We start from the raw sequence: 16,541 nt of genomic DNA on the forward strand, positions 1-16,541 counted from the left end.
GCCCGTCAAGTGACGGGCTTAATTTTTTATTTGCATCTCAATAATTTATAAAGTCTTGGCCTTAGAAAAGTCGATTTAACCCATTCAAAGCCGCAACACGATACGCTTCGGCCATCGTTGGATAGTTAAATGTAGTTTCCATAAAGTATTTCATCGAATTATTTGGACTTTGCATCACCGCCTGTCCAATGTGGATAATTTCAGAAGCATTATTACCAAAACAGTGAATGCCTAGAATTTCCAAAGTATCTCGATGGAATAAAATCTTAAGTTCACCGACGGTATCACCTGTAATTTGCGCACGTGCCAAATGACGGAATGATGACTGCCCAACTTCGTAAGGAATTCTTTCTTCCGTCAACTGTTGCTCAGTCTTACCAAAACATGAGATTTCTGGAATGGTGTAAATTCCTGTAGGAATATCGGTTACAGGTTTCACATTTTCTTCGCCACTCATGTTTGCACCAGCACAACGCCCCTGGTCATACGCAGCAGAAGCCAACGAAGGCCAGCCGACAACATCACCCGCCGCATAAATATTTTCAGCCTCGGTCTGATATTTCTCATTTACTGCAAGTTGACCACGGCTATTTGGTGTTACACCCACATTTTCAAGCCCTAAGCCATCGGTATTTCCTGAACGTCCATTACACCAAAGAATCGCATCGGCTTTAATTTTTTTACCGCTTTGCAAATGCAAAACCACATAATCCTCATGTGTTTCCAAATGATCAATTTGTTCATTATGGCGAATTAATACGCCTTGTTCACGCAAGTGATAAGACAAGGCATCCGCAATTTCATCATCCAGATAACTGAGCAATTTATGCTGAGTATTAATCAAATCGACTTTATGATTTAAACCAATAAAAATTGAAGCATATTCACAGCCAATAACACCCGCACCATAAATGATAATTTTATGGATAGTAAAGTCCAGATCCAGAATTTTATCCGAATCAAAAACGCGTGGATGTTTAAAATCTAAACCCTGTGGCTGATACGGGCGACTACCTGTTGCGATAACTAATTGTTCAAATACAATCGTTTCTTTGACACCTTCAGGATTAAAAACGATGGCTGTATTTTTATCCTGAATATAAGCACGCCCATGAAAAACGTCGATATTATTGCGGTCATAAAACCGTGTATGCGTCGCAACTTGTTGTTGTATCACACGATGTGCATTACTGAGCACCTGTTTCATAGTGAACTTTTTCCATTCACCGACCTTTTGAAACATTGGATCACGTTGATAACGGATAATACTGGAAACGGTTTGACGAAGTGCCTTACTTGGAATCGTTCCAACGTGAGTACAATTCCCACCCAATTGCTCACGAATATCTACAATTGCAACGCGCTTACCCGCTTTTGCAAGCTTCATTGCCGCGCCTTCACCCGCAGGTCCTGAACCGAGAACTACCGCATCATATCTAACGAAATTCCCACTAATGACCTCTTTCTTACGTGGCATTTAAAGCTCCTATCCAATCCAACAATGATACTATTTTATAACAAAGTACTGCTAATATGCTGTGGAATAATGTATTTCTCAAGCCAATATCTTTGCATAACGACATTTTTTAAATGAATAGTGAATTTGCCCAATTTACAGCTAAGTCCGTTATAATAGTCAAATGAAATCCTCTCGAATAACAGTGGAACAGTTGAATATGTCTGAAAACCGTAAACCAGAACAGGGCGTAAAGCTGCGTGGCGCAGAAAAAGTTGCTCGAATTCCTGTAAAAGTTATTCCTACGGTTGAAGTCCCGCGTAAGCCCGACTGGATCCGCGTAAAAATGACTGCGCCTGAAGAAGTTCAACGTATCAAAACCACACTTCGTGCGCAAAAACTCCATACTGTTTGTGAAGAAGCAGCTTGTCCAAATCTTCCAGAATGCTTTGGAGGTGGTACAGCAACTTTCATGATTATGGGTGATATTTGTACTCGTCGTTGTCCATTTTGTGATGTTGCACACGGCCGCCCAAATGCATTGGATGCTGATGAACCACGCCATATGGCAGAAACTATTTCTAATTTAAAACTTAAATATGCCGTAATCACTTCTGTGGATCGTGATGATCTGCGTGACGGTGGTGCGCAGCATTTTGTGGATTGTATTAAAGAAGCACGTGCTTTAAGCCCAAATACATTATTAGAAATTCTGGTTCCAGACTTTCGTGGCCGTCTAGACATTGCGCTACGCATCATGACAGAATGCCCGCCCGATGTTTTTAATCACAATATTGAAACTGTACCGCGTCTTTATAAAGCCATGCGTCCAGGTTCGGATTATCAACATTCATTAAATTTGCTTAAGATGTTTAAGGAATATTGCCCTGACATTCCAACTAAATGTGGTTTGATGGTAGGGATCGGTGAAACCGAAGAAGAAGTTATTTCTTTACTGAATGATCTACGCGCACATGATGTTGACTATGTCACCATCGGTCAATATTTGCAGCCATCGAAGCAACACGCGCCAATTGATCGTTTTGTTAGCCCAGAAGAATTTGAGCGCTATGCGGAACACGGTCGCAAACTCGGTTTTAGAAATATCTGGTCCGCGCCAATGGTTCGTTCAAGTTACTTTGCAGATCGCCAATATCGTGGTGAACCTGTACCAGCAGTTCGTCGTAAAGTTGATCCTGCCAAAAAAATTGCAGTACAAGCTATCGAAGCTTAATGATCTGATATCTCATTAAAACCTCTCATTTATGAGAGGTTTTTTATTACTCATAATTTTTTCTCAAAAAAACAAAATTATTCTTTTCTCACAATCCTTTATAAATAGAACATTCAGCTACCTTATCTCTGCTTTTAATTAACGTGAGAAGTAATGCTTAATTAATCTTGTCGTTTAAATACAGATCTGAAATGGTATAGTGAATTCACAGCATAAGAGATAATTAAAAATGCAGTTTCTTCCTATATTTCAAGTCCTAACCTCATGACGTCTATTCTCTATTTTTGTCTCATTCCGTTACTTGCATTTATTTTTATCGCGCAATTAGTTTATATGCCGATAACGTTGCTTGGGGTTTGGGCCATCATGCTTGTTACAATGATTTGGAGATATTCACAAGGTAAAATTGCGCCAGTTTCAAAGTGGTTGCTAATCGTATTTGTCTTGAGCTGTCTCGCTGCCATTTATACAAAATTTAAAAGTTTTTGGGGTGTAGAGGCTGGAGTTGCTGTATTAAGCACATGCTTATTTGCCAAATGTTTAGAAAGTAAAAATATTAGGGATTTACTTATCGTTTTTAATTTTGGACTATTTGTTAGCGCCAGCTTGTTCTTACATAGTCAGTCATTTGTAATGACATTAACGGTACTTTTTTGCTTAATCTTTTGCTTTATTGGTTTATATCGTATTCAAACTACTAAATTTCTTAGTCAACCAAATAAAAAAGTCTCTATAACACGTGATTTAAAGCATGTGGCTGGATTTCTCTCGATTGCCCTTCCATTTTTTATTGTCCTATTCATTTTCTTCCCCAGACTTCCCCCACTCTGGCGTGTTCCTATTGCGTCGAATCAAGGGGTAACAGGAATGAGTGATCGTATGTCGCCGGGGGATATTGCTCAACTATCACAATCTTCGGCACTTGCATTTCGAGTTACAGGTGATTTACGTCAACTTCCACAACGACAAAATATGTATTGGCGAGCAATGGTGCTAGATGATTACGATGGTGCAGTTTGGACAAATAATGCTATTAACCAGACACCTGTCAATTATGATGTAAATCGCCTAAAAGTGCTAAATTATCAATATTTGTCAGCTGACCCTCAACAAACATGGATTATGTCGTTGGAACATTCCGTTCCTACTGAATCAAGCTATCAAATATATGCTGATGGAAGCATAAAACCACGACGGATGATTCAACGCAATCAGCCCATTCTTCTAAGCTGGGTCGACTCACCTTATTTAGAATATCAATATAATCAACAACAAATAAAACAAGCCCAACGAGTGAATTTTCAGCCACAACCTAAAACTCAGAAACTCGCCCAACGTTTATGGCAGCAAAGTAATGAGCAACCTGAGCTTTATATCCGAAATATTTTACATTGGTTTCAACAGCAAGGTTTTATTTATACTCTTTCCCCTGGAGTTTTAAATGGTAATCGTACTGATCAATTTTTATTTGAAACAAAAAAAGGGTTTTGTGAACACTACGCCTCAAGCTTCGTTTTACTCATGCGCTATGCAGGTATTCCCGCACGAGTGGTCATCGGTTATCAAGGGGGTCAACTTGCTCCTGACGCTAAAAGCTGGGAAGTTCGACAGCTTGATGCACATGCATGGTCAGAGGTGTACATAAATGGTCATTGGCAAAGAATTGACCCTACCGCTGTGGTCGCGCCAATGCGTATGGATGCAGGCATGCAACAATATTTACAACAAGATGATCATATTTGGGGTGAGCAAGCTGGAACTTTCTGGAAACAACAAAACTTTAACTTGATTAAAAATATGCGGGTCTGGAGTGATTATTTAGGTTATCAGTGGCAAAGTAAAGTTGTTGGTTATGATGTTGACCGACAAAAAAACTTATTATCGAAACTTGGATTCTATTCAATTTATAGTTATACACTTCTCATGGTATTTACGATCATTTTTCTGGTCATTGTATATACGCTGTGGCTTTGGTTTAAAAATAGAAAAGAAATATCTTCAATCGAACGTCAAATTAAAGACTTTCAAAAAAAATTACCTCACAATTTAAAAAGGCAAACCAGTGAAACCTTTAAAGGCTGGATGTTACGATTGGCTCAACATGTGCAGCAGCGAGAATTATTTAATGACCTCATACAAATACATGAAAAAATAATGTTTTCTGGGCAAGTTTCAGACAAAGACCATATAAAATTCAATCAATTGCTTAAAGTCTGTGCATCTAAAATAAAGTACGTAGAAAAAACTTGTCATCCTGCTGAAAACTGAATATGATTGCTCACACTTAGGCGTATAGCTCAGTTGGTTAGAGCGCTACGTTGACATCGTAGAGGTCTCCAGTTCGAGTCTGGATATGCCTACCAAGATATACTGATTTATCAGTAACTTAAAAGCCACCATTCAAGGTGGTTTTTTTGTTTTAGTAGGAAATTTGAGAGTATTTAAAAAAATTGACCGATCCTCTCATTTAAACGAGCTAAGATTTACAGCTGTTAAAATTTTTTTTGATTTTCTGTGCTCTTCAAATATTAAAATAAGCTATATCCCTTGTCATCAATCGAAGTTCGGCCAACTCACGCTTTGTCATCTTTGAAATATAGTTTTCCTGATGCGTAAAATGGAATTACTGAATTTCTTAAGATAAAAAACTTATTTAGATACGCTTCAATTTATAATTTAAAACAATCATAGAGTTTAAAATACATATTACGACAAAAATAAAATATATTAAAATTCAAAATCTTATAAACAATAAAACTTTCTATATGATCTATTTTATTAAATATTAGAACTATAGATTAAGTTCATATACGACCATTTTTTGCTATTAATTATGAAGTAATAAAATTTGTTAATAGGGATATTCATCGTGAATCAAGCTCATCATCACATTACTGACGTAGCAATTTTGGGCGCAGGTCCTGTTGGACTTACAATTGCAAACTATTTAAGTAAACAAGGCATACAAGTCACTGTTATTGAACAGCTTGATCAACTGATCGACTATCCTCGTGCAATTGGTATTGATGATGAATCTTTACGTACCATCCAGTCATTGGGATTAATTAAACAAGTTTTGCCTCACACCACGCCCAACCATGCTATGCGTTTTTTAACTCCTAAAGGGCGTTGTTTTGCAGATATTCAACCTTTAACACGTGAATTTGGCTGGCCACGCCGCAATGCATTTATTCAGCCACAGGTTGATCGTGTACTTTTAGAAGGTTTGGCTGCCTATCCAGAAAGCAAAATTCTTTTTTCACGGCAATTAGATCAGTTTAGTCAAGATCAAACCTCTGTCACTCTAAACTTAACCACAAAAGACGGATCCAAAGAAACTATTCAAGCACAATATCTGATTGCTTGTGATGGGGGGAACTCATTTGTAAGACGTCACCTCAATATCAATTTTGAGGGTGAAACAGCACCCAATCAATGGATTGTTATCGATTTAAAAAACGATCCTTTAGCAACCCCTCATGTTTATTTATGTTGTGATCCTGTCCGTCCCTATGTTTCCGCAGCACTCCCGCACGGTATTCGCCGCTTTGAATTTATGGTTATGCCTGGAGAAACGCAAGAAGAACTCAGTAAACCTGAAAATATTAATCGCTTACTTAGTAAAGTACTTCCACATACCAATCATATCGAAGTCATTCGTCAACGTGTCTATACTCACAATGCACGTATTGCTGATCGTTTCCGTGTTGACCGCATTTTATTGGCGGGTGATGCAGCGCATATCATGCCAGTATGGCAAGGTCAGGGATACAATAGTGGAATGCGGGATGCTTTCAATCTTGCATGGAAAATAGCATTGGTTATTAAAAAGATTGCAGGATCAGAAATTCTGGATAGTTATCAAATAGAAAGAAAAGATCACGCTCAAGCTATGATTGATTTATCGGTTATGGCAGGCCATGTACTCGCACCCCCTAAAAAATGGCAAGGTGTTGTGCGTGATGGGATTGCTTATATGCTTAATTATATTCAACCCATTAAGCGTTATTTATTAGAAATGCGCTTTAAACCCATGCCAAAATACCATGAGGGTATTTTAGTTTCAGATTCAAATAAAAAAACGCCCGTTGGAAAAATGTTTATTCAACCCTACGTTCAACTTGAAAATAAGACACAAGTATTGCTTGACGATGTAATTGGTAATCAATTTGCAATACTGGCCTGGGGAGTAAATCCGACCTGGGGCCTATCTGAAGAAGTAATGCAAAAGTGGGAAAAATTAGGCGTTCAGTTTATTCAAGTCATACCATCATTACAACTGGATGATCCAAATCGAAAATCCATTGAAAATGTGACTACGATTGGTGAAATTGGCACTGAAATACGTTCATGGTTCGGACAAACTACTCAATCTATGGTGATCCTGCGTCCCGATCGCTTTGTAGCAGGGCTTGCAATTCCGCAAACGGTCAACAATATCAGTGAAAGACTCTTTGAAAAGATGCACTTAATTTAAGTAGTAACTTAACCTTTAGCCACTCTTATAGAGTGGCTTTTTACTTTATCCAGTAAAATCCAGATAAAACTGTTTTTTCAATACCTCTAGAATTAATTCTATTGCATTATTTACTTGGTCCTTGCGATAAGAAACATATAAGCCAATCATGGGTAAAGGTTCGACCGTTTTTTTAACCACAATTTTATCTCCCAATAAAGGAATTACATATTGAGGGACTAAACTCCATCCTATTTCCATTCCAACCAAATTAACATTGAGTAAAATATTGGTTGAATGCTGCACAATAGGGACATTCAGTTTATTTTTCTTAAAAAAATCTTGAATAATGCGATAAAGCTGTGGAGATGACCCTTCATTACAAATTACAAAATCATGTTGTTCAAAACGTTTAATGCTAATTCGTTCGTGCTCTACTTCTGCTGAGTTTTTAGGAATAATTAATGTCAATGGTTCCTGAAACACTTGAATAGAGGTGATGTCATCTGATTCAAAACCGTAACGTGTAAACGCGATATCGATCTCCCCTTTTTTTAACGCATTTAACTGTAAATCATCCGTTAAACTATGAAAATCGATTTTTAATTCAGGAAAATGGGCACGAATATTGGGTATGATGTAAGGGAAAATTTTCATTTCGGCGACTGGAACAACGCCTATATTGAGTTGTTCTTGCTGTTCTTTGGCCACTTGTCGGGCTAAACTCACTGCTCTTTCAGTATGTTCCAAAATAATCAAAGCTTCTTTAAAAAATACGTCTCCTGCCTGCGTGAGTTCAACTTTACGTTTACTACGAATAAAAAGCTGAACACCTACTTCTTCTTCCAGATCTTTAATCTGTTGACTTAGCGAAGGTTGAACCGTGTGCATGCGTAAAGCGGCTTTGGTAAAATTTAGTTCTTCTGCTACTGCAACAAAATAGCGTAAATGACGTAATTCCATATTAATCCCTGACGAAAGCTTGCCTGCTCTGATGACATATTAGACGATATAAAAGTAAAGTACCGAGTACCATCCATCCACAAAATTGATAGGTCATCTCATACCCTATGCGCGCAATCAGCAATCCCATCACGACGGAGCCAATTGCCATACCCAGATCGAACAAAGTAAAAAATGTTGAAACAGCATGACCAATACGCTGTTTTTCAACCGACTGAATTGCCATAGTTTGAAAGATAGGAAAAAGAGAACCATATCCGATACCGATAAAAACAGCGGCTAACCAATAGATCCATTGAGACTGCATACAGCCAATCAAAAACAATCCTATTGAAAAACAAATAAAGGAAGGATATACCACTGAATTGGGCCCTCTTAGGTCATACGAGTGTCCAATCCAAGGGCGCACAATCATCATGGAAAGTGCAAAAATCATAAAAAAGAGGCTGGTTGCGGCTAATAATCCTTTGGTTTCACTATAAACACTAATAAAACTCATAATGCTTGAATAGGAAATAGCAGTAAACAAAGCAACCATGCCCACTGGAATAACGTTTTTCTCAAAGATATCTTGCAAAGTGATCTGGTTCAGTGTGTTCTGAATTTCAGCTTTGGGCCCAGACGAAACTGGAATAAAAAAGCAAAAAATCAAACCCAAGCAAATAATGAAGCTAAGTAAAACAAATAATTGATAAAAACTTATATATTGTATGGCAGTCAGTGCAAACAACGGGCCCAAGACCACCGCGAGATTGGTCGACATTACGAAATATCCCATTCCCTCGCCTTTTCGTTGCTCTGGAATAAAATCATTGACGACAGGTACAGTAACTGTAGTCAAAATACTGAACCAGATTCCATGCATAAAACGCACCCCAAGTAACACCCAAAGCTGATCGGCCCATAAATAGGTAAATGCAAACAGTACAAATAATACGGCTGTTCCCCGTAATGCGTACTTTTTACCTAGGCGTTCGATGATCAGACCAGAAAAAGGGCGGGTAAGAATAGAAGAAATCAGGAATAGTGTTAATGCTAATCCAGCCTGACTTACAGAACCGGAAAGTTCTTTTAAAATATAAAGTGGCAGTACTGTTAATAAAGCATAGTAATAAATGAATAAAAACAAATTATTCAATATACAAAGAATAAAACAACGATTCCAAAGTCTCTGCGTTACAACAGGATGCATCTTTTCCTCAATATCATTGATATTAAAAATTCAATCCATTTGGTCAAACTAATATTAGCTTCTCAGAATAATAAGTCGACTTACGAAAACGTGGATTGATATGGAAACCGAATGAAGCATTTTAAAAACTGTTTCATTCGGTATATTGAGTTGAAATTATGCGGCGTGTTTAAGCTTACGAATGACAATCAACATGAATAAGGCGGAGATAATAATTCCTGGTATAGCTGCCGAAATTACACCTGCCGCACCGCTACCCATAGCCAGTAATTGACCTGCAATCGCAGGTCCCAACATTGCACCAATACGTCCTACAGCCGCAGCGCTGCCAATGCCTGTTGCACGAATTTCGGTTGGGTATACAATGCTACCGAAAGCATATAAAACACCTTGACCACCAATGGTAAAGGTGCCCATCAAAGCCGCTGCTGCATACATAGCAGTTAAACTACTTGCACCATTTAAGCTAAATAGACCCGCTAATATTCCGATGTACATTAAAATAATGACATAGGCTTTATTCCAGCGATCCATCAGGATTCCCAGAACCACCGTACCAACGGCTGCCCCCATTTGGAAAAATACCTGAGCCATGCTGCCGTGCTGACGGGAAAATCCAAGCTCCATAAACAATGAAGGTAACCAGCTCAACATGATGTAAACCACCATCAATGTGAAAAAATAGCTGGCCCATAACAAAAGCGTCTGTCCCGCATACGGTTTTTTAAACAAATCCTTAAAGGCTGCTTGGGCTTGCTGGCTAGATTTATCCTCTAATTTTGTTCTTAAAAATTCTTTAGATTCGGGTAAAAACTTAATCATGATCGGAATAACAATCAGTGGAGCTAATCCTCCCACGTAGAAAATCGTTTGCCATTGACCGTTGCTATCGTAAGCGGCCAAAAGAGAGACTAAAATCGCACCGATAGGCATACCGCAATACATTAAACCGACTGCGCGACCTCGTTTTTCTGGTGAAACTGACTCAGAGACCAAAGCAATCAAATTCGGCATAGCCGCACCAAGGCCAGCTCCAGCAAGAAAACGAACCAAGAGTAAAGAATAAAAACTATTCACCCAAACCGTACACAGTGTGAAAACGGCAAAAATAGCAACCGACCAGATTAAGATCATTTTTCGGCCGACGACATCGGCATATCGTCCGCCCAATAATGCACCTGGAAGTAAACCTAAAATACCGGCACTAAAGAAAATGCCCAGTTGTGAACTACTTAAACCGAAAGATTCACGAATACCAGCGGCTGCGATTCCAGCAGCCTGAATATCAATACCTTCAATAACAGCAATGAGAAAACAAATTGCAATTGTAATAACAGAGTGCCTTTGTCCTGCACGATCCATAGAAAAGTCCTTTTCTAACCCTAGAGAAACTCATCGATGATCATTGATTAATTTTTATAAAGACCATACTAGCCTTAAGTTTGATAAAGCGAAAACAGCCGCTTATGAATGTTCCACTTTTCTCATTTATCAAATTGAGTTTTTATATAAAAATTATCTAAAAATTTAGTTTTAGATTTAAATCATGTTAAATTACAAAGTGTTAAAAAACACACTAAATTACTCAATTTTATATGATATAAAAAAACGCTTATTCACTCGATAAAATGGTTGAAAGACTAAGAGCTAAAAACGATCATAAGATTCAAATTAAATATTGATCATTTTCCGAGTACATTTCTTATTTTAAAAAAGGGACACATTATTATCTTGGTAAATTAAACTATATTGTTAAATATAAAAAAACCATCCTACTTTGGGTAAGATGGGTGTTTAAAAGACTTAAAAGCTCAATTGAAAATTTGGTTTGAGCGTTTATGCTAAACCCAGAACCCTCTTAATTAAATAAGTTTTTTTAACTCTACGGACACATCCAATAATTTTTCCTGATTAAATGGCATAGATTGAGACACCATTTTCTTTAAAAAACGGACATCTTTACCCTGATTAACCGCAATTCCCGCGACGATAATACCGTCATTAACACCAAATAAAGTGAATTTAGGGAGTTGATTTTGCTCAGTGTTCATATTGCCACGGACATACCATTCTTCTGCCAACATATCACCGACAAATTGATAGTTGTGATCGAATTGATCTGTCCAAAACCATGATGGACTAGCCAACGGATGTTCAATGCCCATCACATGACGTGCAAAAATACCTGCCTGATGATTCGCATTTTCCCACGTTTCAATACGGCTATATTGTCCATTTGCACGCAATTGAGTCGCGACATCTCCCGCTGCATAAATATCCGGATGAGAACTTTGGCAATTTTCATTGACTTTAATTGCAAATTCGACATCCAAACCGGCTTCGCTTGCAAGTTGCGCATTTGGAATAATACCGATGCCATAGACGATTGCATCAGCGACCAATTCCTCACCATTTTCTAAAGTCACCGCAACGGTTTCATCACGTATAGAGGCGCTGGAAATTTTGGCATTTAAGCGAATATCCACGCCTTTTGTCTGATGCTGTTCAAGCAGAAATTGACGAATAATATCGGGCGAGCGTCCCATAATCATAGGACTTTGTTCAAGGACTGTGACTTGGCAATCTTTAAAACGCGCACTGGATGCCAACTCTAAACCAATCACGCCACCACCGACCAATAAAATACGTCGACCGGCATCAAAGACAGGAATTAAAGCTTGAGAGTCTTCAAGATTACGCAAAGTGTAAACATGTTTTCCCAATGCATCTAACAGAGGAAAACGTCTGGCTGCGCCACCTGTTGCTAATAACAACTTGTCATAATGAATCTGTTCACCGTTTTGTAGTACAACCTGATGCTGGTCTGGCAAAATGCGTATCACTGCATTATTACGAAGCATTTCCACGTCGAGTTCATCAAGTTTTTCTTGTGACAAGATTTCGACTTTAGTCTGATCAGGTTTTAAAATAGCATCTTTAGATAAAGGTGGACGTTCATAAGGTAAATGTACTTCATCACCAATTAAAATAATTTTCCCATTATATTGGTGGCCACGTAACTCCAAAATAGCACTTGCACCTGCCTGCCCAGCTCCCACAATAACAATAGTTTGAGTATTCATCCGTCTTGTCCTTTATTTCAACTCAGCAGACACTATGCCAAAACCGGCAATCCATTCACTGATTGCTTCATAGCAATGGATTGTCATGTCATATTCGCCCAAGGTCTGTAAGGCCGCAAAAGCCGCAATCCATGTACGGACTTCTTGTCCCCCCCGTCCACCATCACGACGAATTTCATCTTCACTCATCGCTTCCAAGGCTGCGAAATCGGCACGTTTGAAAGTTTCCAATAATTCCCGATCCCATTCTGGATTGAGTGGAACCGCAACCGATTGATCACCAGCGGCAAGACGTTGCCCAACAGAAATGATCTTAGCCTGACGATTTTGACGTGCTTCGGGGGTTGGATTCCGCCCAGCAATCAAAAACTCCTCAACTTCAGGTGGAGCTGAACCCATTTGTGGCGTCGGCGGATCGTGTGACAGGCCACCTGTTCCCAAAATCAAAACACGTTCATTTTCGGCATTCAGGGATTGAATAAAGGCTCCCACCGCACGACCCAATGCAATCACACGTTTAGTCGTTGGCATAGGCGCAGCCGCCCCATTAATAAAGATAGGAATCGTTGGATAACGATCAAGCTCACCATCACATAAAAAATGTAAGGGTTGAGTCACACCATGGTCAGCCTGCATACGATATGAGTAGGCAACATCCACGCCTTCGTCCAAGACCTGACGAATGAGTGTCAATGACGTTTGTTCGGGAACATTTAACTTTCCAGGGCCATAATCCCAATCGCCTGCTGCAGTCGCACGAACACCAACACAAAAACTTGGCATCAAGTCATAGAAAAAACCATTAAAATGATCAGGCCCAAAAGCAATGATCAAGGTTGGATTATAAGTGCGTACTTCAGCAGCTATTTTTTCAAAGGTCGCACGAACTAATTGTTCCTGACGTTGTTCCGCTGGAGATGCAAATTCCATTAAGGGACTATGCGAAGCACAAATAAGTTTTACAGTCATGGTGGACTCCGAAACAGAGGTAAGCGTATTGCTACCTGTTTATTCCTTTAAAATCAGCAGTAATTTATAGGTCAAAAAATCCAGCATTGGCCTGACGTAAACCACGAATCCCTAAACCACAATCAGCATTAATAAAAACACCCGACAATGGACGGTTATTTTGGCGAGAAGCCAATAACACGTAAGAGCCTGTCATATCTTCGGGTTCTGGTAAAAATTTGAGTGGCATTCCCTGACCAATTTTCTCTGGATCACGTACATCCAACAAACCCGCGTTTTCTTGTCCTAGGGATGCCGCCCCTTTTACATTGACATTCATACCAGAGGGCGCAACAGCATTAACTCGTACTTTTGGCGCAAGTTCATAAGCCAACTCGCGCACTAAACCAACCCCTGCATGCTTGGATGCGGTATAAATTGGGCCACCACCTGATGAGTAAAATGCAGAATTGGATAAAGTAAAAATTATGGAGCCTTCGGTCTTCAATAATTCATCCAATGCAGCTTTTGCGCCCAGCAAATAACCTTTGGTATTAATCCCCATGATTTCATCAAAGGCTTTATCCAGTTGTTCACCGCTCATCTGAACAATATCTGCATAATGATCCCAGATTCCTGCATTGCCGATAAAACAATCCAGTTTTCCAAAACGTTCAACCGTCGCCTGAACTGCGCGAACATTGTCCTGAAAATTAGCAACATCGCCTACTACAGCAACAATTTTGTCACCATAACGTGCGACCAATTCATCGACTTTGGATTGTGAACGTTGCAATACACCTACATGTGCGCCTTCTTGTAAAAAACGTTCAACCAGCGCTAAACCTAGTCCTGAACCACCGCCAGTAATCAGGGCAACTTCACCTTGTAACCATCCCATGACTATGCTCCCACCAGTTCAACATACAAAGCACCATCTTCAATCACGACAGGAAATGTCTGTATTGGATCAGTGGCGGGTACACACTGGGGAACACCTGTTTTTAGACAAAATCGTGATGCGTGTAATGGGCACTCCACCGTGCCATCATCTTCCAGATAACCTTCGGACATCGAAGCATTACCGTGGCTGCATTTATCGTGCATGGCAAAAAAATCACCATTAAAATTGAAGACTGCCAGTGCCGCGATACCCTCCAGATTGCAATCTACTTTTACGGCTTCACCTTCTTCCAGATCATCAACCTGACAAACAAAAATTTTATCCATTAGAAAAACACCGTAATATTATGGGAAATCAAGGTTGCCTGATCGAGGGTAATATCGCGTTTGGCAATCATCCAGCCCAAGCGACTATTTTCGTCTCTGCGAATCAGGTCAATACGTTTACCCACATAGGTCAACACATCTTTTTCTTTTTGTGAGCGATACAGCAGATAGTTGCTATATACAGCATATTCATTTGCATGTTCAGTGGCTTCAACTCGAATATTGGTAATCAAATGACGAGTACGGGATGGCGGTTCTTCTGACCACGACATACCGGTTTCTAACTTCGCAACACGGCGTTCCAGTACAAATTTGTCGTCGTGATAGATCCAGGTGGACGGTGGTGAAATACATTTACGACGGTCACGGGTTTGCGCATTGGTGGTCGTTTTAAGCGTATATAAAATGTCTTCACTTAAAATATCCAGCCAGTCACGAAACTTCCAATCATCCAGTAACTGCGCTTCAGCATATAGAAACTGGCTTAGATCATGGTAAAGTTCCACGCTGATCGAGCGCCATACAGGTTGAGGTGTCAACGTTTCAACTATCTGATTCATTTTACAAACTCCTTCTCATCAGTTTTAGCTGATTTGCTGAGTAGTCCCTGCTCATATGCTTCATCTGCACGTTCAACATCTTCCCATTTTTCATGCATCAACAAATTCGCCCAATGACGATACAATCCACGTGCGGCTGTTTCAGAGAACACATGATTGGTAATACCCGGAATACCGTCTTCACGATATTGTTCATTACCCATACCCATTTCCATAATCAGCTTGCTTTGACGGGCTTTGTAGCCGCGTAAAACTTTCTGAATCTCAATCCAGTTTTCACCATCGTCAGCTTCTGCAAAACCAGAAGGTCCAAATGCACGGCATGCATTGAGTTCCATTGCTTCTTTAATATGTTGTGGGGCTGCTTTATCGGTAATACAAAATGCCCAGACTTCCGTTTTATCTGGCCCGCGTGGATGCCAAATTCGCATGGTCGTCATACCATTTAGCCACGATAAAGTGGGAAACATATTGTTATGCCCAGCTAAACGCAGGGCGCGTGTATCACCAAGGCGTTCTTTTGTCTCTTCATAAGTTTCACGGAAATAATCGGCAACTTGACCATCCACCCAGAAATTTGCATCGGGTTTTTCAGTCAGGAAAAAACCTGAACCATGACCACGTTGCCCATACTGCACGCAACTTTGGGCTGTTTCCCAGACTGGACGAGCCGTTTGTGCTGATCCTAGTGCTTTTGATGACTCATCATTTGGCTTACCACCTAAGACCTGAACTGCTGAAGCATGCGAATACGGTGCATGATATTGGTCCGAAGCAAACTGTTCTGCTGCAAATTTCCAGTTACAGTTAATTTCCCATTTATGGATCCCACCAATTACTTCGGAACCACCTTCACGACGATCAATCATGGCATCTAAGTACCAAGCAATATCGCCCATGTAAGTGCGTAAATCAGGAGTATCTTCTGCCCAACAGCCAAAGACCAAACCCTTGTAACTTTCAACACGCGTTACTTCCTGAAGTCCCCATTTTTCTTTACAGGCCCCCTGTGGAAATGCAATGTTCTCGAGTGGAATATCCTTTAATGAACCATCGATTCCATAAGACCAGCCATGGTATGGACAGGTAAATGCACGGGTATTGCCACAATCCGCATAACTGACGCGCATGGAACGATGGCGACACTGATTTAAAAGTGCTTTAATCGAGCCATCTTTCTGACGAGTAACAATAATCGGATCTTCTCCCATATAGGTATTAAAAAAATCACCTGCTTTGGGAATTTGGCTTTCATGGCAAAGAAATAACCAACAACGACCAAAAACACGTTCAAGCTCTAATTCATATAAATGAGGATCGGTATAGATAGATGGCGAGATACGTCCATTTTGTGCATCGACTAATGCATCGATTTCGCACACATCAATTTTTCCATTCATGATAAGCACTCCTGCTGTC

Annotated in this window: 13 protein-coding genes and 1 tRNA gene; 4 read left to right on the forward strand and 10 right to left on the reverse strand. The window is 39.8% G+C overall.

Features of this window, described 5'->3' with window-relative positions; all coding sequences use genetic code 11:
• Nucleotides 1-61 precede the first annotated feature (61 nt).
• On the reverse strand, nt 62-1,477 hold the full coding sequence (gene sthA, locus IAE19_RS04250) for a Si-specific NAD(P)(+) transhydrogenase (protein ID WP_200459687.1): 1,416 nt from the start codon (nt 1,475-1,477) through the stop codon (nt 62-64).
• A gap of 199 nt (nt 1,478-1,676) precedes the next feature.
• Between sthA and lipA the strand changes: the two genes are divergently transcribed.
• The 4 genes from lipA to IAE19_RS04270 all read left to right on the forward strand — a co-directional run bounded on the left by lipA (nt 1,677) and on the right by IAE19_RS04270 (nt 7,167).
• Nucleotides 1,677-2,690, forward strand: a complete 1,014-nt coding sequence (gene lipA / locus IAE19_RS04255; RefSeq protein WP_200459688.1) for a lipoyl synthase — start codon at nt 1,677-1,679, stop codon at nt 2,688-2,690.
• A 264-nt stretch (nt 2,691-2,954) separates the two neighbouring features.
• Nucleotides 2,955-4,958, forward strand: coding sequence for a transglutaminaseTgpA domain-containing protein (locus tag IAE19_RS04260; protein WP_200459689.1), 2,004 nt, complete (start codon nt 2,955-2,957; stop codon nt 4,956-4,958).
• 18 nt (nt 4,959-4,976) lie between these two features.
• A tRNA-Val gene (locus tag IAE19_RS04265) sits at nt 4,977-5,053 on the forward strand.
• 506 nt (nt 5,054-5,559) lie between these two features.
• The gene (locus IAE19_RS04270) at nt 5,560-7,167 is read left to right on the forward strand and encodes a bifunctional 3-(3-hydroxy-phenyl)propionate/3-hydroxycinnamic acid hydroxylase (protein WP_200459690.1); all 1,608 of its coding nucleotides are present in this window, start codon (nt 5,560-5,562) and stop codon (nt 7,165-7,167) included.
• A gap of 45 nt (nt 7,168-7,212) precedes the next feature.
• Here the strand turns inward: IAE19_RS04270 and IAE19_RS04275 are convergent, their stop codons facing one another.
• The 9 genes from IAE19_RS04275 to hcaE form a co-directional block, all read right to left on the reverse strand.
• On the reverse strand, nt 7,213-8,109 hold the full coding sequence (locus IAE19_RS04275; RefSeq protein WP_200459691.1) for a LysR substrate-binding domain-containing protein: 897 nt from the start codon (nt 8,107-8,109) through the stop codon (nt 7,213-7,215).
• Nucleotide 8,110: 1 nt separating this feature from the next.
• Complete coding sequence (locus IAE19_RS04280; protein WP_200459692.1) at nt 8,111-9,301, reverse strand: MFS transporter; 1,191 nt, start codon at nt 9,299-9,301, stop codon at nt 8,111-8,113.
• Nucleotides 9,302-9,457: 156 nt separating this feature from the next.
• Nucleotides 9,458-10,663 carry a 3-(3-hydroxy-phenyl)propionate transporter MhpT gene (gene mhpT / locus IAE19_RS04285; RefSeq protein ID WP_200459693.1) on the reverse strand — a complete coding sequence of 402 codons (1,206 nt, stop codon included), beginning with the start codon at nt 10,661-10,663 and terminating at the stop codon, nt 9,458-9,460.
• 500 nt (nt 10,664-11,163) lie between these two features.
• Complete coding sequence (gene hcaD, locus IAE19_RS04290) at nt 11,164-12,384, reverse strand: 3-phenylpropionate/cinnamic acid dioxygenase ferredoxin--NAD(+) reductase subunit (RefSeq protein WP_200459694.1); 1,221 nt, start codon at nt 12,382-12,384, stop codon at nt 11,164-11,166.
• Nucleotides 12,385-12,396: 12 nt separating this feature from the next.
• Entirely contained in the window at nt 12,397-13,353 is a 957-nt protein-coding gene (locus IAE19_RS04295; protein WP_200459695.1) for a 3-carboxyethylcatechol 2,3-dioxygenase, read from the reverse strand.
• A 64-nt stretch (nt 13,354-13,417) separates the two neighbouring features.
• A complete protein-coding gene (hcaB, locus tag IAE19_RS04300) occupies nt 13,418-14,233 on the reverse strand; it encodes a 3-phenylpropionate-dihydrodiol/cinnamic acid-dihydrodiol dehydrogenase (protein WP_200459696.1) in 816 nt (271 codons plus the stop codon).
• A gap of 2 nt (nt 14,234-14,235) precedes the next feature.
• Complete coding sequence (hcaC, locus tag IAE19_RS04305) at nt 14,236-14,562, reverse strand: 3-phenylpropionate/cinnamic acid dioxygenase ferredoxin subunit (RefSeq protein ID WP_200459697.1); 327 nt, start codon at nt 14,560-14,562, stop codon at nt 14,236-14,238.
• The gene (gene hcaF / locus IAE19_RS04310) at nt 14,562-15,122 is read right to left on the reverse strand and encodes a 3-phenylpropionate/cinnamic acid dioxygenase subunit beta (RefSeq protein ID WP_200459698.1); all 561 of its coding nucleotides are present in this window, start codon (nt 15,120-15,122) and stop codon (nt 14,562-14,564) included. Before hcaF ends, hcaC begins: the two co-directional genes overlap by 1 nt.
• Nucleotides 15,119-16,522 (reverse strand): 3-phenylpropionate/cinnamic acid dioxygenase subunit alpha, encoded by a 1,404-nt coding sequence (gene hcaE / locus IAE19_RS04315; RefSeq protein ID WP_200459699.1) that lies wholly within the window; start codon nt 16,520-16,522, stop codon nt 15,119-15,121. The genes hcaF and hcaE overlap by 4 nt, the downstream gene beginning before the upstream one ends.
• Nucleotides 16,523-16,541: the final 19 nt, after the last annotated feature.

The organism is Acinetobacter sp. S40 (genome assembly GCF_016624705.1).
Classification (GTDB): domain Bacteria; phylum Pseudomonadota; class Gammaproteobacteria; order Pseudomonadales; family Moraxellaceae; genus Acinetobacter.

What these genes read in the sequence shown, in the direction of transcription:
- sthA (WP_200459687.1), bottom strand. Translation starts at nt 1,477, where the DNA reads ATGCCACGTAAGAAAGAGGTCATTAGTGGGAATTTCGTTAGATATGAT.
- lipA (WP_200459688.1), top strand. Translation starts at nt 1,677, where the DNA reads ATGTCTGAAAACCGTAAACCAGAACAGGGCGTAAAGCTGCGTGGCGCA.
- IAE19_RS04260 (WP_200459689.1), top strand. Translation starts at nt 2,955, where the DNA reads ATGACGTCTATTCTCTATTTTTGTCTCATTCCGTTACTTGCATTTATT.
- IAE19_RS04275 (WP_200459691.1), bottom strand. Translation starts at nt 8,109, where the DNA reads ATGGAATTACGTCATTTACGCTATTTTGTTGCAGTAGCAGAAGAACTA.
- IAE19_RS04280 (WP_200459692.1), bottom strand. Translation starts at nt 9,301, where the DNA reads ATGCATCCTGTTGTAACGCAGAGACTTTGGAATCGTTGTTTTATTCTT.
- mhpT (WP_200459693.1), bottom strand. Translation starts at nt 10,663, where the DNA reads ATGGATCGTGCAGGACAAAGGCACTCTGTTATTACAATTGCAATTTGT.
- hcaD (WP_200459694.1), bottom strand. Translation starts at nt 12,384, where the DNA reads ATGAATACTCAAACTATTGTTATTGTGGGAGCTGGGCAGGCAGGTGCA.
- IAE19_RS04295 (WP_200459695.1), bottom strand. Translation starts at nt 13,353, where the DNA reads ATGACTGTAAAACTTATTTGTGCTTCGCATAGTCCCTTAATGGAATTT.
- hcaB (WP_200459696.1), bottom strand. Translation starts at nt 14,233, where the DNA reads ATGGGATGGTTACAAGGTGAAGTTGCCCTGATTACTGGCGGTGGTTCA.
- hcaC (WP_200459697.1), bottom strand. Translation starts at nt 14,562, where the DNA reads ATGGATAAAATTTTTGTTTGTCAGGTTGATGATCTGGAAGAAGGTGAA.
- hcaF (WP_200459698.1), bottom strand. Translation starts at nt 15,122, where the DNA reads ATGAATCAGATAGTTGAAACGTTGACACCTCAACCTGTATGGCGCTCG.
- hcaE (WP_200459699.1), bottom strand. Translation starts at nt 16,522, where the DNA reads ATGAATGGAAAAATTGATGTGTGCGAAATCGATGCATTAGTCGATGCA.